The sequence below is a fragment of the Kribbella sp. NPDC004536 genome, from assembly GCF_042873835.1.
GTDB lineage: Bacteria > Actinomycetota > Actinomycetes > Propionibacteriales > Kribbellaceae > Kribbella.
On record NZ_JBIALY010000001.1, the window covers coordinates 1,035,027 to 1,053,097 of the forward strand.

Genomic DNA, 18,071 nt, shown 5'->3' on the forward strand with positions numbered 1-18,071 from the left:
CGCGGGTCCGGCCCCCAATTCCGGCCATCATCCGGCCTCCTCGACCGCGCCGGTGATCGCCGCCGCGATGGTGGCGATCTCGTCGTCGGTGCAGATGTACGGCGGCATCGTGTAGACGAGGTCCCGGAACGGCCGCACCCACACACCGCGCCGCAAAGCCGCGGCCGTCATCGTTGGCAGGTCCACCGGTCCACCCAGTTGTACGACACCGACCGCGCCGATCACCCGTACGTCCTTCACCCCAGGCAACTCCCGCGCCGCGCGCAGACCGGACGCAAGCCCCGCAGAGATAGCGTCGACCCGAGCAACCCAGTCCTGGGACAGCAGAAGGTCCAGTGATGCCAGGGCGACCGCACAAGCCAGGGGGTTGGCCATGAAGGTGGGGCCGTGCATCAGGGCGCCGCCCGGGCCGTTCGAAACCGTGGCAGCGACGTCCGTCGTACACAACATCGCGGCCAGCGTGAGGTAGCCGCCGGTCAGCGCCTTGCCGACACAGAGGATGTCGGGATCGACGCCTGCGTGCTCGGAGGCGAACAACGTACCGGTCCGGCCGAAGCCCGTCGCGATCTCGTCGAAGATCAGGAGGAAGCCGTGGCGGTCGGCCAGTTCGCGGAGTACCTGCAGGCAGGCGGGGCTGTACGGGTACATGCCGCCGGCGCCTTGCAGCACGGGCTCGACGATGATGGCGGCGACCTCGTTCGAATGCTCAGCAGCCAGTGCGGACATTGCCTCGGCCCAGGACAGTAGTTCGGGGTCATCCGCAGGGCGGTTGAAGTCGGCCGGGGGTTGCGGCCCGAAGACTTGCTCCTTCAGCGCGCCGGTGAACAGGGAGTGCATGCCGTTGACGGGATCGCACACGCTCATCGGGGAGAAGGTGTCGCCGTGGTACCCGCCGCGGACGGTCAGCATCCGGGTCCGTCCGACCCGCCCGCGCGCGACCTGGTACTGCAGCGCCAGCTTGATCGCGACCTCGACCGACACCGACCCCGAGTCGCAGAAGAACACGTGCCGCAGCGGGTCCGGCGTGATCTCGACCAGCCGTTCCGCGAGCCGGATCGCCGGTTCGTGGGTGAGCCCACCGAACATCACGTGGCTGAACGAGTCGACCTGTTCCTTCAGCGCGGCGTCGAGCACCGGATGACGGTAGCCGTGGATCATGCACCACCACGACGACATCGCGTCGATCGCCTCGACTCCGCCGTCGAACTGCAGCCGTACGCCGGAAGCACCCGTGACGAGTCGCACCGGCGACGGCGAGCTCAGCGACGAGTACGGATGCCAGAGCAACTCGGCGTCCCGGGCCAGCAGATCGGACATCAGGACACAACCTCACCGTGGACCGAGCCATGGACCGAGCACCGAGCGCTCCAGCCCATCGGATGCACCTGGACGATCATCCGCCGCCGGCACTCCGTGCAGTACCGCGGCGGCTCCAGCACCAGCGCCCGTACGCACGCCTCGTGCCGCCCCTCCTCGCCACATCGCCCGCAGTACGTCATAGCGTCTTCTGCAGCTCCTTGACCGGCATCTTCAGCTCGGCGAGCAGGTCGAGGTCGGCGGTCGCCGGGCGGCCGAGGGTGGTCAGGTAGTTGCCGACGATGACCGCGTTGATGCCGCCGAGCAGGCCGTCGCGGGTGCCCAGGTCGCCGAGGGTCAGCTCGCGGCCGCCGGCGTACCGCAGGACCGTCCGCGGCATCGCCAGCCGGAACGCGGCGATCGTCCGCAGCGCGTCCTTGCCGTCCATCACCTCGAGGTCGCCGAACGGCGTGCCCGGGCGCGGGTTGAGGAAGTTCAGCGGGACCTCGTGCGGGTCGAGCTCGGCCAGCTGCGCGGCCAGCTCGGCGCGCTGCTCCAGGCTCTCGCCCATCCCGACCAGCCCGCCGCAGCACAGCTCCATGCCGGACTCGCGCACCATCAGGCAGGTCTCCCACCGCTCCTCGAACGAGTGCGTGGTGACGACGTCGCCGAAGTACGACCGGGCCGACTCGAGGTTGTGGTTGTACCGGTGCACGCCCCACGACTTCAGCTCGTCCACCTGTGCCTGGGTGAGCATGCCGAGCGAGCAGGCGATGTTGATGTCGACCTCGGCGTTGATCGCGTCGATCCCGGCCTTCACCTGGGACATCAGCCGCTCGTCCGGCCCACGCACGGCGGCCACGATGCAGAACTCGGTCGCGCCGGTCTTCGCGGTCTCCTTGGCCGCCTCGACCAGCTCCGGGATGTTCAGCCAGACCGCGCGGACCGGTGAGGTGAACTGGCCGGACTGCGAGCAGAAGTGACAGTCCTCGGGACAGCCGCCGGTCTTCAGCGAGATGATCCCCTCGACCTCGACCTCCTCGCCGCACCACTTCACCCGTACGTCGTGCGCCAGCGCGAGCAATTCCGGCAGTCGCTCGTCGGGCAGTCCGAGAACCTCGACCAATTGCTCCTGGCTCAGCCCGACGCCCTGCTCCAGAACCTGCTCACGTGCCACGTCCAGGATCTCAGTCATGCTTCCCCTGCCTCATCAGAACGGTCGGGCTCACACTAAGCGAGGCGGGCGGGCCGGTACTGCGGCGGGCGTCACGTGGAACACATCCGGCCGGAGTGCCTCACCGCCACTCTCCGCACTTCCCGGAAAAAGTTTCTGGATTTTTCCGCGGAACCTCGTAACCCCCCGTAGAGGGGCTCGTTGATGTGTGCAGAGGCGGTTACCGCAAGGAAGACCGCCACCCGATTACCAAGAGCGACGGAAGCTGTTCATTACGATCAGCACGCAGAGTGGTCACAAGGCCCGAAGCTCGCGGAAATCGGAGGTAAGGTAGTGACCAAGAGCTCGGGTCGCCAGCTGTGGTTGGTGACCCGATCCCAAAGCGCCGGGCGCCTCACCCCGGCTTGAGTGGGTCCCTCGGGAAACGATTTGGGCGGAAACGTTCCCGAGGGACCTGCTCCCTTTCTGGAGCATTACCAAAGCCTCAGCAAACTTACTGCTGAGGCTTTTTCATTTGCCTCGGAATTCCGCGTTCTGTTACGACTCCGTCACAGACTGCTTCGGGAAAATCGGGAGCCGCAACGCCCCCGGAGCATCTTCCGGTACGACCGGACGCGCGGGCTTGACCGGCTGGATCCGCTGGTACGCCGTACCGACCGCCGGTCGTGGGTCGTCGGCGCCCTTGTTCGGCCAGAACGACAGCGCCCGCTCCGCCTGCGCGGTGATCGTCAACGACGGGTTGACGCCGAGGTTCGCGGAGATCGTCGAGCCGTCGACGATGTGCAGGCCGTCGTACCCGTAGACCCGGTGGTACGGATCCACCACGCCCGTCGACGCGTCGGAGCCGATCGCGCAGCCGCCGATGAAGTGCGCGGTCATCGGTACGTTGAACGGCTCGCCGATCGTGCCACCCGGGGTGCCGTTCATCAGCTTGGCCATCCGCCGGACGACCTGGTTCGCGACCGGGATCCAGGACGGGTTCGGGGCGCCGTGGCCCTGCTTGGACGTCAGCTTCCAGCGGCCGAGCCGGTCCCGCTTGCCGTACGTCGTGATCGAGTTGTCCGCGGTCTGCATCACCAGTGCGATCACGGTCCGCTCGGACCAGTGTTTCAGGTCGTACAGCCGGCGGATGTTCTTCCGCTGCACCCCGAGCTCGCGCAACCAGGTCCGCCACCGCGGCCGGTCGCCGTCGCCGTCGGTCAGCACGGTCTGCAGCAGCGACATCGCGTTGCTGCCCTTCCCGTACCGGACCGGCTCGATGTGGGTGATGTCGTCCGGGTGGAACGACGACGTGATCGCGACACCGCGCGTGTAGTCGACGCCGGTCTCCCGCGAGATCGCGCCGAGCAGCGACTCGGAGTTCGTCCGGGTCAGCACACCGAGACGGTCCGACAGCTTCGGCAGCTTGCCCTCGTCACGCAGCCGGTGCAGGAGTTTCGCCGTACCGAGTGCGGACGCCGCGAACACCACCTGCTGAGCGGTGAAGCGGCGCGTGGACTTCTTGTTCGACGTACGGCGGGTGTCGATCGCGTACCCGCCGCCTGACTCTTCGGGCAGCGGCTCGACCGAGGTGACCGTGGTCAGCGAGTACACCTCCGCGCCGGCCTTCTCGGCGAGGTAGAGGTAGTTCTTCGTCAGCGTGTTCTTCGCGTTGTGCCGGCAGCCCGTCATGCACTCGCCGCAGTCGATGCAGCCCGTCCGGCGAGGCCCGGCGCCGCCGAAGTACGGGTCATCGACCTCGACGCCGGGTTCGCCGAAGAACACGCCGACCGGCGTCGGGTGGAACGTCTCGCCGACGCCCATGTCCTCCGCGACCTGCTTCATCACCTTGTCGGCCGGCGTGAAGCCCGGGTACGTCGTGACGCCGAGCATCCGCTTCGCCTGGTCGTAGTACGGCGCGAGTTCGGCCTTCCAGTCGGTGATGTGCGACCAGGCGCGATCGGTGTAGAACGCGGGCAGCGGTTCGTACAGCGTGTTCGCGTACACCAGGCTGCCGCCGCCGACGCCCGCGCCGGACAGGATGATCACGTCCCGCAACGCGCTGATCCGCTGGATCCCGTACATGCCCAACTTCGGCGCGAAGAGAAACCGTTTGGTGTCCCACGAGTTCTTCGCGTACGACGCATCGTCGAACCGGGCACCGGCCTCCAGGACGGCGACCCGGTACCCTTTCTCGGTCAGCCGCAGCGCCGACACCGACCCACCGAAGCCGGACCCGATGACGACGACGTCGTAGTCGAACGTCATGGGCGGCCGATCTTCTTCAGCACCCGCAGCGCGCCGGTCATCAGCTTGGCGAACTTCTCGTCCGAGATGCCGTGCGAGGCTGCGATCGGGATCAGCCGCTGGGTCGCGATCGCCTGCGGTTCGACGTACCGGCGGATGCCCTCGACGCCCTGCCGCCGGCCGAGGCCGGACGACCGCATCCCGCCCATCGGGGTGTCGATCGACCCGAACGTCGCGCCGTACCCCTCGTTGACGTTGACCGTACCGGCCATCAGCTGCGCGGCGACCGCGCGGCCGCGGCGGCCGTCCCGGGTCCAGACGCTCGCGTTCAGGCCGTACTCGCCCTCGTTCGCGCGCTGCACCGCCTCGGACTCGTCGGAGAACCGGTAGATCGAGACGACCGGCCCGAACGTCTCGTTGTCGAAGCACTCCATCGCCGGGGTGACACCGGACAGCACGGTCGGCTCGTAGAACAGCTCGCCGATGTCCGGGCGCGGCTTGCCGCCGGCCAGCACGGTGGCGCCCTTCTCCCTCGCGTCTTCCACGTGCCGGGTGACCGTCTCGAGCTGGGCCTTCGAGATCAGCGAGCCCATGTCGACGTCCCAGCCGGTGCCCGCGGACAGCCTGAGCTTCTTCACCCGGTCGACGAACGCGGTGACGAACGCGTCGTACACCTGGTCGGCGACGTACAGGCGTTCCATCGAGACGCACAGCTGGCCGGCGTTCGCGAAGCAGGCGCGGACGGCGCCCTCGGCGGCGCGGTTGATGTCGGCGTCCCGCAGTACCAGCATCGGGTTCTTGCCGCCGAGCTCGAGACTGCAGCCGATCAGGCGCTCACCGGCCTGCTTCGCGACCAGCCGACCGGTCTTCGTCGAGCCGGTGAAGCAGATGTAGTCGGCGTTCTGGATCAGCGCGCCGCCGACCGTCGGGCCGTCGCCGTTCACCGCGAGCCACGCCTCGCGCGGGAGGCCGGCCTCGTACAGCAGCTCGATGCCGCGCAGTGCGGTCAGCGGGGTCTGGCTGTCGGGTTTGTGGACGATCGTGTTGCCGGCCAGGATCGCGGGCAGGCCGTCCGAGATCGCCATCGTCAACGGGTAGTTCCACGGCGAGATGATGCCGACGACGCCCTTCGGGACGAAGCGTTCCTCGGCCCGGGTCAGCAGCGGGAAGATCCCGAGCTTGCGCCGCGGCTCGAGCAGCTCGAACGCCTTGCGGCCGTAGTACCGCGCGGTCAGCGCGACATGCGCCAGCTCCTCGAAGGCCTGCTTCCGCGCCTTGCCGGACTCGCGGATGATCAGGTCGACCAGCTCGTGCCGGTGGTCGAGGACCAGGTCGTGGTACCGCAGCAGGATCGCGGCGCGCTCCTCGAGCGGCACCCGGCGCCAGGTCGCTTGCGTCTTCCGGGCCGCGCGAACCGCCGCGACCACGTCGTCCTCGCTGGAGGTCGGCAGGTCCGCGATCGGCTGCCCGGTGGCCGGTGCGTACGACGTCCGGGTGCCGGCGGTGGCCCGCAGCAACCCCGACAACCGGCGGATGACCGACTGGTCGGTCGCGTACGACGCGGTCGGGTCGAGCTCCGGATCCGCGGGAATCGACGTCTGCTCGCTCATAACCTGAAGGCTACCTGCCGGTAATAGCGGCTGTCAGTATCAGAGAATGGTTAAGCTGATCCGCTGATACAGGTGAAGGGGTGGAACGTACAGATGGTGGACAGCGGGGGGCTCTGGACGCCTCCTGAGGACGAGCTCGGTGAGGCACTGCAGACCGCCCAGGTGCTGATCGAAGAGGGCCGTGCCGACGAGGCCGGGCCGTACCAGCAGCGGGTCATCGAGCTGGCCAGGGAGCGTGCCGAAGCGCGCCCGAACCACTACGAGGCCAAACACCTGATGGCCGCGACGCAATACGAGCTGGCCGGGTCGCTGAACGCATCCGGACGGCACGAGGAAGCGCTGACCGCGCTGCACGAGGCACAGCTGGGCTATACCGAACTGCAGGACGCAGGCGTACTCGATGCCACCTGCTTCCTTGCCGATGTCCGCGCGCGCCGCGCCATGACGCAGGCACACCGCGGCCACGGGGCAACCGCCGTACTCGAGATGGACGGCGCAGTGATCGCGTACGGCCAGCTGGTCGGCGGTGAGGACGGACTCAAGCATCAGCCGGACTTCGCGCGGGTGCTCGCGATGAACGCGCTGATCCTGCGCCGGTACGGCGACCCCGCGCTCGCGGTCGCCTCCGCCGACGCGGCGACGCAGTTGTTCCTGCAGCTCGCGGACCAGATCAACGAGAGCCCGCAGTCGCTGTCGTACGCCCGCTACCTGTGCACGGCTACCGCGGTGTCGGCCGACGTCCACGCTGCCGAGGGCCGGATGGACCTCGCGCTCGAGGCGGACGAGATCGGGCTGACCACCGCCGACACGCTCGCCGACTCGGACTCCGCGACCGACATGCGTACGCTCGTCGCTGCGCTGGTCCGCAAGGGCAAGCACCTCGGCAGCATCGGCCGTCTCGAAGGCGAGGCCTGCCTGCGGACGGCGTACGACACCGATGCCGAGACCGCGACGCGCGTCGTCGAGGAGCTCGACCGGGGGCTGCCGCTGACGCTGGTCGCGGCGCTGGAGAACGCCGAGATCAAGCTCGGGCCGTTCGAGCAGTACCACCGGCTGGTCGCACTGAGCGAGCCCGCGCCGGGGATGACGCTGGCGACTGTCTCCGGTCGCACCGACCCGGAGTCCGCGGCGGTCCGCGCGACCGAGCTCGCCGAACTCGTCCGGCCGTTGCTGCCGCTGGACGGCGAAACCGCGCTGACCCTCGGGCTGGAGGCGCACTACCTGTTCGCGATCTCCTCCGAGCGCGAGTCGCACAAGATGCGGTTCCAGACCGCGACGTACGTACCGATCTGGGCGCAGCTGCTGCTGGACGTCTCCGAGGCGTACTTCCAGGCCGGCCGGATGGAGATCGCGCTCGACGTCGGCGGCTGGTGCGCCGAGGTGGCGACCGCGCTGATCCCGTACGCCGACGACAACGCGAAGATGAAGGACCTGGCCGGCGCCTGCTACCGGCACCACGGCAACCTGCTCGCGGCGACCGGCGACCTGGCGGCGTCGTACCACGCCCACGAGGCCGCGGAGCAACTCCAGCTCGGCCGCTGAGGCTCAGGCGTCGACGGCTCTGGCGTCGACGGCGCTGGCGTTGACGGCGTCGGGCGTTGACGGCGTCGGGCGTTGGAGGTCGGTAAGGCCGCAGCCGCTTGACGCCCGGTGCGCCCCGGCGGACGCTGACGCTTGGGAGGGGGTGCGGTCATGGATGTCGTGGAGTTGCACAACCGCACGGTCGCGAATTTCGCGGAGCTGGTCTCCGGGGTGGCGGTGGACCAGTGGTCGGCGCCGACCCCGTGCTCGGACTGGGACGTCCGGGCACTGGTGAACCATGTCGTCGGTGAGGAGCGCTGGGTCGTACCGCTGATGGAGGGCAAGACGATCGCCGAGGTCGGCGACACGCTCGACGGCGACCTGCTCGGGGACGACCCGGCCGGCGCGGCGTCGTCCGCGGCCGCGGAGGCAGCCGGCGCAGCGGCACTGCCGGTCGAGAAGGTGCACCTGTCGTACGGCGACGAGGACCCGGCCGAGTACCTGCGCCAGCTCGCGGCGGACCACCTGATCCACGGGTGGGACCTGGCCGTCGCGATCGGCGTACCGCCACGGATGGAGCCCGAACTCGTGACCGAGGTCGGAACGTGGTTCGCGCAGCGCGAGGAGCTCTACCGTTCGGTCGGCGTCATCGGCGACCACATCGACGGCTACACCGAACCGGCCGACGCGCTGATCGCCGCCTCCGGCCGCGACCCGCACTGGAGTCCCGCCTAGGAATCCCTAGAGGCTCAGGTGTCCTGGACGTCGGTGCGGAGCGCGCCGACGAACAGGCCGGCCTCGGCTTCGGTCATGCCGGTCTCGGAGACGACCAGCGCGGTCGCCTGGTGCAGCTCGCCGGCCGCCTTCAGGGCACGCGTGCGCTCGGCCAGGTTCGTACCGGGCCGGCGGACCAGCGGCGTGCCGGTCGTCGGCGGCACGTAGCGGCCGAGCCGGATGTCCTCGACCAGCTCCTTGGAGTCCTTCAGACCGAGGCCGGTACGGTCACGGATGAGCGCGACCGCGTGCACGACCTTCTTCGTGGTGATCAGGAACCGCACCTGGTCCACGTCGTCGGGGGACAGCTGACCTCGCGCCGCGGCGAGGGCAACATTGTCCGTGTCCTGGCTGCTGGTCCGTCGGCTGAACAATCCCATGCCGCAATCCTTCCAGAACCTTTCAAGCCGCGCGGCTCCACTCAGCCTGTGAGCAACCGCAGCATGTCGCGCCAGGCGAGCTCGCCCAGCTCGCGGTCGGCCGCCTCCGAACCGCCGCGGGCCATCCGTTGCCCGCCCGTCTTCGGCTGCTCGCCCGGGAAGAGCGGACGATGCCCGGCCGCCGCGACCGTGATCGTCCGGGTCGGCAGGTCTTCGCGCGCCTCGGCGATCTCCTCGGCGAAGTCGGCCGACGGCCAGACCCGGTCGTCGCCGCCCGCGACCAGCAGCAGCTCACCCGCGAACCGCTCGGCCGGGATCCGCGCGGTGTCCGCGTCGGCGCCGTACGCCCGCAGGCTCTGCCGGTAGAACTCCGTGTAGCTCGGCGGGTCGTCGTCCGGCTCCCAGCCGAGATCGAACGGTACGTACGGCAGCGGCTGGTCCTTCCACGTCCACGCCGACGTCTGCAGCTCGTCCTCGATCCACGGCCAGACGTACGCGCTCGGCGAGATCGCCACCACGGCATCGATGCGCGGGTCGACGGTACCGAGCAGCAACGCCGCCTCGGCACCCCGGGAGACGCCGATCACCACGATCCGGTCGTTCCGCGCGGTCAGGCCACCGAGCGGGAACGACTCCAGCGGGATCTGGCTGATCCGCCCGTCGAACCATCGCGGCGCGACCACGTCGTACCCCTCGGCCTCGAGCAACCGGGCACGCTCGAGATCCGGCGTACCACTCGAGCCGTGCAGGAGTAGTACGCCAGTGCTCAACCGACGACGACCTCGACCCGCTGGAACTCCTTCAGCTCCGTGTAGCCCGTCGTCGCCATCGCGCGCTTGAGGGCGCCGACCAGGTTCATCGTGCCGTCCGGGACCCAGGACGGGCCGAACAGGATCTGCTCCATCGTGCCGGTGACGCCGACCTCGACGCGCTCGCCACGGGGCAGGTCCTGGTGCCAGGCCTCGGCACCCCAGTGGTACCCGCCGCCGGGCGCGTCGCTGGCGCGGGCCAGCGGCGAACCGACCATCACCGCGTCGGCGCCGCACGCGATCGCCTTCGCCACGTCGCCGGACCGGCCGACCGAGCCGTCCGCGATGACGTGCACGTACCGACCGCCGGACTCGTCCATGTAGTCCCGCCGCGCCGCGGCGACGTCCGCGACGGCCGAAGCCATCGGCACGGCAACGCCGAGCACCTTGCGGGTGGTGTGCGCCGCGCCGCCTCCGAACCCGACGAGTACGCCGGCCGCGCCGGTCCGCATCAGGTGCAACGCCGCCTGGTGCGTCGCGCAGCCACCGACGATCACCGGGACGTCGAGGTCGTAGATGAACTGCTTCAGGTTCAGCGGCTCCGCCTGACCGGACACGTGCTCGGCGGACACCGTCGTACCGCGGATGACGAACAGGTCGACGCCCGCGTCCACGACATGCTTGGCGAACTGCTTGGTGCGCTGCGGCGACAGCGCCCCGGCCACGGTGACGCCGGAGTCGCGGATCTCCTGCACCCGCTGGGAGATCAGCTCTGGCTTGATCGGCGCCGCGTAGATCTCCTGCAGCCGGTGCGTCGCCTGCCGGCCGTCGAGGCTGATGATCTCCTCGAGCAGGCTCGACGGGTCCTCGTACCGGGTCCAGAGGCCCTCGAGGTTGAGCACGCCGAGACCGCCGGCCTTGCCGATCGCGATCGCGGTCGCCGGCGACATCACCGAGTCCATCGGCGCCGCCAGGATCGGCAGCTCGAACCGGTACGCGTCGATCTGCCAGGCGACCGAGACCTCCTCGGGATCCCGCGTCCGGCGCGACGGCACGATCGCGATGTCGTCGAACGCGTACGCCTGCCGGCCGCGCTTGGCCCGGCCGATCTCGATCTCGGTCATCTGGTGTTCCTTCGGTTGGCAGGCGGTGTCAGCGGCCGGAGTAGTTCGGGGCCTCGACCGTCATCTGGATGTCGTGCGGGTGGGACTCCTGGAGACCGGCGGAGGTGATCCGGACGAAGCGCCCGTTCTCCTGCAGCTCGGGGATCGTGCGGGCGCCGGTGTACCACATCGACTGGCGCAGGCCGCCGACCAGCTGGTGCGCGACCGCGGACAGCGGGCCGCGGTACGGCACCTGGCCCTCGACGCCCTCGGCGATCAGCTTCTCGTCGGTGCCGCCGTCGTGCTGGAAGTAGCGGTCCTTCGAGTACGACTTGCGCAGGCCGCCGGACGAGGACATCGCGCCGAGCGAACCCATCCCGCGGTACGCCTTGAACTGCTTGCCGTTGATGAACACCAGGTCGCCCGGCGACTCCTCGCAGCCGGCCAGCAGCGAGCCGAGCATGACCGTGTCCGCACCGGCGACGAGTGCCTTCGCGATGTCGCCCGAGTACTGCAGGCCGCCGTCGCCGATCACCGGGACACCGGCCGGCTTGCACGCCAGCGACGCCTCGTAGATCGCGGTCACCTGCGGAACGCCGACACCGGACACGACCCGGGTCGTACAGATCGAACCGGGACCGACGCCGACCTTCACGCCGTCCGCGCCCGCGTCGACCAGCGCCTGCGCGCCGGCCCGGGTGCCGACGTTGCCGCCGACGATGTCCACGCCGCGGGTCGCCGGGTCGGCCTTCAGCTTGCGGATGATCTCGATCTGCGCCTTGGAGTGCCCGTGCGCGGTGTCCACGACCAGCACGTCGACGCCGGCCTCGACCAGCGTCATGGCCCGCTTGTACGCCTCGCCGAAGAAGCCGATCGCGGCGCCGACCATCAGCCGGCCGGTGGCGTCCTTGGTGGACAGCGGGAACTTGTCGCGCTTGACGAAGTCCTTCAGCGTGATCAGGCCGGTGAGCTTGCCGGCGTCGTCGACCAGCGGCAGCTTCTCCACCTTGTGCTTGCTGAGCAGCGCCATCGCGTCGTCGGCGGCGATGCCCTGCTTGCCGGTGATCAGCGGCTGCTTGGTCATCACCTCGCGGACCGGCCGGGACAGGTCGGTCTCGAACCGCATGTCACGGTTGGTGACGATGCCGACCAGGACGCCGGCGTCGTCCACCACCGGGACACCGGAGATCCGGTACTGCCCGCAGAGCGCGTCGGCCTCGCCGATGCTGGCGTCCGGGCCGATCGTGATCGGCTGCGCGATCATCCCGGACTCGGAGCGCTTGACCAGGTCGACCTGCTGGGCCTGGTCCTCGATCGAGAGGTTGCGGTGCAGGACGCCGAGGCCACCCTGCCGGGCCATGGCGATCGCCATCCGGGCCTCGGTCACGGTGTCCATCGCGCTGGACACCAGCGGGATGTTCACCCAGACGTTGCGGCTGACCCGGGACCGGGTGACCGCCTCGGACGGGATGACGTCGGACTCGTTCGGCTGCAGCAGGACGTCGTCGAAGGTGAGGCCGAGGACGGCGAACTTGTCGGGAACTCCAGCGGGGGTGATGTCCATGGGGAAAACGAGCACCTTTGTACGGCGAGAACGGAACCCCATCCTATCCGCGCCCTTACCAGGCCCCGAATCCGCCGTCCACAGGCAACCGCCCGCCACGGATCCCGTGGCGGGCGGCCGGTGACCTGCTGGTTACTTCTTCGGATCGATCGGTGCGTTCAGGATGCCCAGGATGGTGAGCAGGCTGGCGTCGTCGGTCGAGCCGTGGGTCCGGGCGATCGCCGCGTGCTTACCCTCCGGGTACGCCCCGGTGGAGTGCTTGCCCTTGGCGTACGTCTTGCGGACCGAGCCCGTGTTCACCTTGCCGCTGGAGTGCTTCCCGGACTTCTCCGCCTTGCCCTTCGCCTTGCTGCCCGCGGTCTTCGCGGTGGCGTCGGGCCGTACGGCATCCGGCCGGACGGCCGGCGCGGGCTTGCCGAAGTACTGCTTGGCGCTGTCCAGCTCGGCCGGCGGCTCACCGGTCGGCGTCGGCAGGACGACCTGGGTCGCGACCGAGTCGAGTGTGACCTTGAGCAGGTCGTCGACGACGGACGGAACCGTCGTGGCGTCGCCTGCCGGCGTCTGGTCACCCGGCGTGGTCGTACCGGTGGTGCCGCCCGTGTCGCCGGTAGTGCCGGTGGTTCCGGTAGTGCCGGTGTCGCCGGTCGTGCCGCCGGCCGGCGGAGTGCCGGTGCCGTCGCCGGTCGGCGCGGTCGTGTCGCCCGCGGCCGGTACGCCGGTACCGTCGGTCGAACCTGCCGGAGCGTTCGGGTCGCCGGTCGGTGCGGTCGTCGGGTTGCCCGCACCCGGGGCGGCCGGCGTACCGCTGTCGGTCCCGTTGTCCACGGTCGCCGGCGGAGTCGTCGTACCCGTGGTCGGGTCCGACGGCGGCGGCGTCGTGGTCGTGCTCGTCGGGTCGCCGGTCGGCGTGGCCGGCGGCGGCTCGGTCGTCGTCGTGGCCGGCGGTTCCGTCGGAGTGCTGGGCGGCGGCTCCGTCGTCTTGGTGTCGTCCGGAGCCGTCGTGGTGGTGCCGGTCGGCTCCTCGGTCGTCTTGGTGGCGGTCGGCTCCTCCGTCTGGGCCGGCTCCGACGGGATGACGAAGTTCGTCACCAGCGGCTTCTCCGCGACCGGCGGCACCACCGCCGGCGGAGTGACGTCCTTCCGCGACTGCAGCGCGTCTGCCGGGTCGTCGCCGGAGTCGTCGGTGCCGAGCTGCCCGGACTTCGCCTTCTTCTCGAAGTCCTTGCCGACCTTGACGATCTTCGACCGGTCGACCACCGGCAGGCCGTCCAGGTCCTCCTTCGGGAAGCTGGTCTGCGGGCGGACCGCGTCGACCATCTTCTCGATGACCTTCTCGTACGGCGACAGCGGGTCACCGTTGACCGCGGCTGCCACCCCGGAGACCGACAGCGCGGCGACCGCGGCGACACCGATCGCCACACCACGGGTCGCCACCTTGCGGGCGAACGGGTCGGTGATCGGGCTCAGCGCGGCGCAACGCGCCAGGAAGCTCTCCGGATCGTCGATGGTTTCCACCGGGAGTTCGTCCTCGACCTCCACGGCCAGCCGTAGATCGGCCAGCAGCGCGAGGGCCGGGTCGTGTTCGCCCGCCGCACGGGCGGACTCCCCACCGGCGGCGAGCAGATCGAGCAGTGCGTCATCGGCCTCGATCGCGTCCAGGTCGAAACGGTCAGCCATGATGCCCCTCCCCTGCTGCTCCTCGTTCCAGCTGTGCTTCATGCCCCACAAACCCCCTGAGCGTGTTCAACGCCCGATGCTGTGCGACCCTCACCGCCCCCGGTGTCATCCCCAGTGCCCGGCCGGTCTCCTCGGCTGACATCCCCGCAACGACGCGAAGGCGCAGGATCTCCCGCAGTTTCTCCGGCAGCTTGTCCAGCAGTCCCATGATGTGCTGGACCTCGGACTGCCGAACTGCGCGCTCCTCCGGCGTCGGTGACTCGTCCGCGCCGTCCGGCAGGTCCGGCGTCGAGACGTCGGCGACCGCGAACGCACGCTGGGCATCGGCGACCTTGCGGGCCGCGATGCCGTAGACGAAAGCCTCGAAAGGCCTCCCCTCGTCACGATACCGGCCCAGCGCGCCGAACACCGCGACACAAACTTCTTGTGCGACGTCGTCGACCATGTCGGCGCCGCCGGGATAGGTCCACAAACGGGACCGTACGTAACGGTGCGCCACAGCGCGCACCCTTGTGAGCAGGTCGTTGAGAGCTGTGCGGTCCCCGTCGCCGGCCAGCGCGGCAAGATCCCTGAGCTCGACCCGGTCGTGGGTGTCAGGCACTTTGACCTCTGTCACCCCTCGCCCCCTCGTGTTCAGACCGGTCAGCCTGAAAGATGGTACGGCGCTCAATCTCAGTTGCCTAGTGGCAACTGGTGGTCAAGCGCATGTTTTCATCACGATCTGTGACTACTCACGAGTCAGGTCCGCAGGTGCGGCGAACCGGATCAGTTCCGAGGCGTATTCGCCGCCCCAGTCGATCGCGGTACGTCCCGTCTCCACCCACCCGGCGCGCCGATACAGCTGTACGGCAGGCCCGCGGTTGTCCACGACCTCCAGCGAAAGCTCCCGCCCCAGCCCCGCGGCAGTCACCACACAGTGCTCCAGCAACCCCCGCCCGATCCCCCGCCGAGCCACCCCCGGATCCACGAACAACCTCTCCACCTCAGCCCGCTCCCCCACAGCCGTCAGCACCACATGCCCCACCACGCGCCCACCGTCCACAGCAACCCAACACCCAAGAGCAGCCTCCGGTGTCAACCACTGTCCTGGGTCCGCGGGCCAGTTGATCGGATACCCGGCCAGTTCATGCACCGAACGCAGCAACTCCACACAAACAACCAGATCCGCCCCACACCGCTCCCGAATCAACACCCACCCATCCCACCAGACCTCCCCACCACCACCCCACCCGGCACAAGGACGAAGCCGCAGACCGGGGGACCGAGACGAGGACCGGAGCGGGAACCGGAGCGAGAACCGGAGCGAGAACCGAGGACCGAGGCGAGGTAATGGTGTCTGGCGACACGCAATTGCCTGTCCCCAGACACCAGCGCCTATCTCCAGACCCCGCGCGGGCGGCGTGGACCGCCGTACCAGAGCGTAGCGGCCTGGACCGCGACGCGGACTGGAAACAGGCAATGGTGTCTGGAGACATGCAATTGCCTATTCCCAGACACCATTGCCCGTCTCCAGACCCTGCGCAGGTCTGCAGCAGACGCCAACACCCGAGCACGGCGGCACGTACCGGCGTACCCGAGCCCAGCGCGGCGTACCGGCGTACCCGAGCCCAGCGCGGCGTACCGGCGTACCCGAGCCCAGCGCGGCGCACCGGCGTACCCGAGCCCAGCGCGGCGTACCGGCGTACCCGAGCCCAGCGCGGCGTACCGGCGTACCCGAGCCCAGAGGGGCGGACGGGCGTACTCGAGCACCGTGGCGGGTCGGCGTACCCGAGCGCGGCGGCGGGTCGGCGTACCCGAGCGCGGCGCGGCGTACCCGAAACTCCGGCGTGGACCGGCGTACCCGAGCCCGGCGCAGTGCGGCGTACCCGAACACCGCGGCGTGGACCGCGACGCGGACTGGAGACAGGTAATGGTGTCTGGAGACAGGCAATTGCCTATACCCAGACACCATTGCCTGTCTTCAGACCCTGCGCGGGTCCGGAGCAGACGCCAGCACCCGAGCATGGTGGCGCAACCCGGCGTACCCGAGCCCGGCAGGACGGACGGCGTACCCGAGCCCGGCGGGGCGGACGGGCGTACCCGAGCGCCGCGGCGGGGCGGGGCGGGGCGGGCGTACCCGGGCACCGCGTCGTGGACCGGCGTAGCTGAGCGCGGGGGCGGGATGGCGTGCTCGAGCCTGGCGGGGTGGAGCGGCGTGGCTGAACGGGCCGGCGTGGGGCGGCGGGGGTGGGTGGGCAGGGGTGGGGTGGTGGGGTGGGGTGGGCGGGGGTGTCCGGCTTGCAGCAGAGCACCGCCCGGCAGTGGGGCTGCCGGGCGGTGCTGGGTGTGTGCTGTCGAACTACTGCCTGAGGGTCAGTGGCCGTGGCCGTGGCCGTGGCCGGCTGCGGCGGGTTCCTCGTCCTCGGGCTTGTCGACCACCAGGGTCTCGGTGGTCAGCAGGAGCGCGGCGATCGAACCGGCGTTGGCGAGCGCGGAACGCGTCACCTTGACCGGGTCCAGTACGCCGCTACCGAGCAGGTCGCCGTACTCGCCGGTGGCCGCGTTGAAGCCGTTGCCGGACTCCAGCTCGGACACCTTGGCGACCACGACGTAGCCCTCGTAGCCGCCGTTCTCGGCGATCCAGCGCAGCGGCTCGACGACCGCCTTGCGGACGATCTTGACGCCGGAGAGCTCGTCGCCCTCCAGGTCCAGGCCGTTGTCCAGGACGGTGGCCGCGTGCACCAGGGCGGAGCCGCCGCCGGCGACGATGCCCTCCTCGATCGCGGCCCGGGTCGCGGACACCGCGTCCTCGATCCGGTGCTTCTTCTCCTTCAGCTCGACCTCGGTGGCCGCGCCGACCTTGATCACGCAGACGCCGCCGGCCAGCTTGGCCAGCCGCTCCTGCAGCTTCTCGCGGTCCCAGTCGGAGTCGGTGCGCTCGATCTCGGACTTGATCTGGTTGACCCGGCCCTCGATGTCCTCGGCCTTGCCGGAACCCTCGACGACGGTCGTGTTGTCCTTGGAGACGACGATCCGGCGAGCCGAACCGAGCACCTCGAGACCGACCTGGTCGAGCTTCAGCCCGACCTCGGGGGCCACGACCTGCGCGCCGGTGAGCGCGGCCAGGTCCTCCAGCATCGCCTTGCGGCGGTCACCGAAGCCCGGCGCCTTGACGGCGACCGAGGTGAAGTTGCCGCGGATCTTGTTGACCACCAAGGTCGACAGCGCCTCGGCCTCGACGTCCTCGGCGATGATCAGCAGCGTCTTGCCGGACTGCACGACCTTCTCCAGCAGCGGCAGCAGGTCCGCGATCGCGGAGATCTTGCCCTGGTGGATCAGGATGTACGGGTCCTCCAGCACCGCTTCGCCGGCCTCGGCGTCGGTGATGAAGTACGGCGAGATGTAGCCCTTGTCGAACTGCATACCCTCGGTGAACTCGAGCTCGGTCCCGAAGGTGTTCGACTCCTCGACGGTGATCACACCGTCCTTGCCGACCTTGTCGAACGCGTCCGCGATCAGCGCGCCGATCTCGGCGTCGCGGGCGGAGATGGTCGCGACGTGGGCCATGTCGCCCTTGTCGTCGACCGGCTTCGCGGTGTCCACCAGCTTGGCCGACACGGCCTCGACGGCCGCCTCGATACCGCGCTTGAGGCCCATCGGGTTGGCGCCGGCGGCGACCGCCCGCAGGCCCTCGTGCACCAGCGCCTGCGCCAGCACCGTCGCGGTGGTGGTGCCGTCACCGGCGATGTCGTTGGTCTTGGTGGCGACCTCCTTGGTGAGCTGCGCACCAAGGTTCTCGAACGGGTCGTCCAGCTCGACCTCACGGGCGACGGTGACACCGTCGTTGGTGATGGTCGGGGCGCCCCACTTCTTGTCCAGGACGACGTAGCGGCCCTTCGGGCCCAGCGTCACCTTCACCGTGTTCGCGAGCTTGTCGACGCCGCGCTCCAGCGCGCGCCGCGCGTTCTCGTCGAACTCGAGGATCTTCGGCATGAAGAAAACCAGTCCTTTTCTGAAT

The 18,071-nt window shown here is 69.6% G+C and carries 16 protein-coding genes; 2 read left to right on the forward strand and 14 right to left on the reverse strand.

From position 1 onward, the window contains the following. Window positions 1–27: 27 nt before the first annotated feature. The 5 genes from ACFYRU_RS05045 to ACFYRU_RS05065 all read right to left on the reverse strand — a co-directional run bounded on the left by ACFYRU_RS05045 (window position 28) and on the right by ACFYRU_RS05065 (window position 6,306). Entirely contained in the window at window positions 28–1,317 is a 1,290-nt protein-coding gene (locus ACFYRU_RS05045) for an adenosylmethionine--8-amino-7-oxononanoate transaminase (RefSeq protein WP_387653080.1), read from the reverse strand. Continuing rightward, the gene (locus tag ACFYRU_RS05050; RefSeq protein ID WP_387653082.1) at window positions 1,317–1,499 is read right to left on the reverse strand and encodes a hypothetical protein; all 183 of its coding nucleotides are present in this window, start codon (window positions 1,497–1,499) and stop codon (window positions 1,317–1,319) included. Before ACFYRU_RS05050 ends, ACFYRU_RS05045 begins: the two co-directional genes overlap by 1 nt. Further along, window positions 1,496–2,491, reverse strand: coding sequence for a biotin synthase BioB (gene bioB, locus ACFYRU_RS05055; protein ID WP_387653084.1), 996 nt, complete (start codon window positions 2,489–2,491; stop codon window positions 1,496–1,498). The genes ACFYRU_RS05050 and bioB overlap by 4 nt, the downstream gene beginning before the upstream one ends. 516 nt (window positions 2,492–3,007) lie before the next feature. Then, window positions 3,008–4,717: a GMC oxidoreductase gene (locus ACFYRU_RS05060; RefSeq protein ID WP_387653086.1), complete on the reverse strand. Its 1,710-nt coding sequence runs from the start codon at window positions 4,715–4,717 to the stop codon at window positions 3,008–3,010. Further along, the gene (locus tag ACFYRU_RS05065) at window positions 4,714–6,306 is read right to left on the reverse strand and encodes a succinic semialdehyde dehydrogenase (RefSeq protein ID WP_387653088.1); all 1,593 of its coding nucleotides are present in this window, start codon (window positions 6,304–6,306) and stop codon (window positions 4,714–4,716) included. The genes ACFYRU_RS05060 and ACFYRU_RS05065 overlap by 4 nt, the downstream gene beginning before the upstream one ends. 93 nt (window positions 6,307–6,399) lie before the next feature. Here ACFYRU_RS05065 and ACFYRU_RS05070 point away from each other — a divergent pair, with 93 nt between their 5' ends. Continuing rightward, window positions 6,400–7,848, forward strand: a complete 1,449-nt coding sequence (locus ACFYRU_RS05070; RefSeq protein WP_387653090.1) for a hypothetical protein — start codon at window positions 6,400–6,402, stop codon at window positions 7,846–7,848. Window positions 7,849–7,998: 150 nt separating this feature from the next. Beyond that, window positions 7,999–8,562, forward strand: a complete 564-nt coding sequence (locus ACFYRU_RS05075; RefSeq protein ID WP_387653092.1) for a TIGR03086 family metal-binding protein — start codon at window positions 7,999–8,001, stop codon at window positions 8,560–8,562. A gap of 14 nt (window positions 8,563–8,576) precedes the next feature. Here ACFYRU_RS05075 and ACFYRU_RS05080 read toward each other — a convergent pair whose 3' ends face one another. The 9 genes from ACFYRU_RS05080 to groL all read right to left on the reverse strand — a co-directional run bounded on the left by ACFYRU_RS05080 (window position 8,577) and on the right by groL (window position 18,046). Continuing rightward, window positions 8,577–8,981: a hypothetical protein gene (locus tag ACFYRU_RS05080; protein ID WP_387653094.1), complete on the reverse strand. Its 405-nt coding sequence runs from the start codon at window positions 8,979–8,981 to the stop codon at window positions 8,577–8,579. Between the two features lie 41 nt (window positions 8,982–9,022). Continuing rightward, window positions 9,023–9,751: an alpha/beta fold hydrolase gene (locus ACFYRU_RS05085; RefSeq protein WP_387653096.1), complete on the reverse strand. Its 729-nt coding sequence runs from the start codon at window positions 9,749–9,751 to the stop codon at window positions 9,023–9,025. Next, window positions 9,748–10,854: a GuaB3 family IMP dehydrogenase-related protein gene (locus tag ACFYRU_RS05090; RefSeq protein WP_387653097.1), complete on the reverse strand. Its 1,107-nt coding sequence runs from the start codon at window positions 10,852–10,854 to the stop codon at window positions 9,748–9,750. Before ACFYRU_RS05090 ends, ACFYRU_RS05085 begins: the two co-directional genes overlap by 4 nt. A 28-nt stretch (window positions 10,855–10,882) precedes the next feature. After that, complete coding sequence (guaB, locus tag ACFYRU_RS05095) at window positions 10,883–12,397, reverse strand: IMP dehydrogenase (RefSeq protein WP_387653099.1); 1,515 nt, start codon at window positions 12,395–12,397, stop codon at window positions 10,883–10,885. 132 nt (window positions 12,398–12,529) lie between these two features. Continuing rightward, on the reverse strand, window positions 12,530–14,074 hold the full coding sequence (locus ACFYRU_RS05100) for a hypothetical protein (RefSeq protein WP_387653101.1): 1,545 nt from the start codon (window positions 14,072–14,074) through the stop codon (window positions 12,530–12,532). Then, complete coding sequence (gene shbA / locus ACFYRU_RS05105; RefSeq protein ID WP_387653103.1) at window positions 14,067–14,690, reverse strand: RNA polymerase sigma factor ShbA; 624 nt, start codon at window positions 14,688–14,690, stop codon at window positions 14,067–14,069. The genes ACFYRU_RS05100 and shbA overlap by 8 nt, the downstream gene beginning before the upstream one ends. Before the next feature lie 111 nt (window positions 14,691–14,801). Continuing rightward, window positions 14,802–15,266: a GNAT family N-acetyltransferase gene (locus ACFYRU_RS05110; protein ID WP_387653105.1), complete on the reverse strand. Its 465-nt coding sequence runs from the start codon at window positions 15,264–15,266 to the stop codon at window positions 14,802–14,804. Between the two features lie 291 nt (window positions 15,267–15,557). Then, window positions 15,558–16,004: a hypothetical protein gene (locus ACFYRU_RS05115; RefSeq protein WP_387653107.1), complete on the reverse strand. Its 447-nt coding sequence runs from the start codon at window positions 16,002–16,004 to the stop codon at window positions 15,558–15,560. Window positions 16,005–16,426: 422 nt separating this feature from the next. Further along, window positions 16,427–18,046 carry a chaperonin GroEL gene (gene groL, locus ACFYRU_RS05120; RefSeq protein WP_387653109.1) on the reverse strand — a complete coding sequence of 540 codons (1,620 nt, stop codon included), beginning with the start codon at window positions 18,044–18,046 and terminating at the stop codon, window positions 16,427–16,429. Window positions 18,047–18,071 lie beyond the last annotated feature (25 nt).

Bases quoted from the DNA above. Each gene is read 5' to 3' on its own strand.
- ACFYRU_RS05080 (WP_387653094.1), bottom strand. From the start codon at position 8,981: ATGGGATTGTTCAGCCGACGGACCAGCAGCCAGGACACGGACAATGTT.
- ACFYRU_RS05070 (WP_387653090.1), top strand. From the start codon at position 6,400: ATGGTGGACAGCGGGGGGCTCTGGACGCCTCCTGAGGACGAGCTCGGT.
- ACFYRU_RS05050 (WP_387653082.1), bottom strand. From the start codon at position 1,499: ATGACGTACTGCGGGCGATGTGGCGAGGAGGGGCGGCACGAGGCGTGC.
- guaB (WP_387653099.1), bottom strand. From the start codon at position 12,397: ATGGACATCACCCCCGCTGGAGTTCCCGACAAGTTCGCCGTCCTCGGC.
- ACFYRU_RS05075 (WP_387653092.1), top strand. From the start codon at position 7,999: ATGGATGTCGTGGAGTTGCACAACCGCACGGTCGCGAATTTCGCGGAG.
- groL (WP_387653109.1), bottom strand. From the start codon at position 18,046: ATGCCGAAGATCCTCGAGTTCGACGAGAACGCGCGGCGCGCGCTGGAG.
- ACFYRU_RS05045 (WP_387653080.1), bottom strand. From the start codon at position 1,317: ATGTCCGATCTGCTGGCCCGGGACGCCGAGTTGCTCTGGCATCCGTAC.
- ACFYRU_RS05100 (WP_387653101.1), bottom strand. From the start codon at position 14,074: ATGGCTGACCGTTTCGACCTGGACGCGATCGAGGCCGATGACGCACTG.
- ACFYRU_RS05060 (WP_387653086.1), bottom strand. From the start codon at position 4,717: ATGACGTTCGACTACGACGTCGTCGTCATCGGGTCCGGCTTCGGTGGG.
- ACFYRU_RS05090 (WP_387653097.1), bottom strand. From the start codon at position 10,854: ATGACCGAGATCGAGATCGGCCGGGCCAAGCGCGGCCGGCAGGCGTAC.
- bioB (WP_387653084.1), bottom strand. From the start codon at position 2,491: ATGACTGAGATCCTGGACGTGGCACGTGAGCAGGTTCTGGAGCAGGGC.
- ACFYRU_RS05065 (WP_387653088.1), bottom strand. From the start codon at position 6,306: ATGAGCGAGCAGACGTCGATTCCCGCGGATCCGGAGCTCGACCCGACC.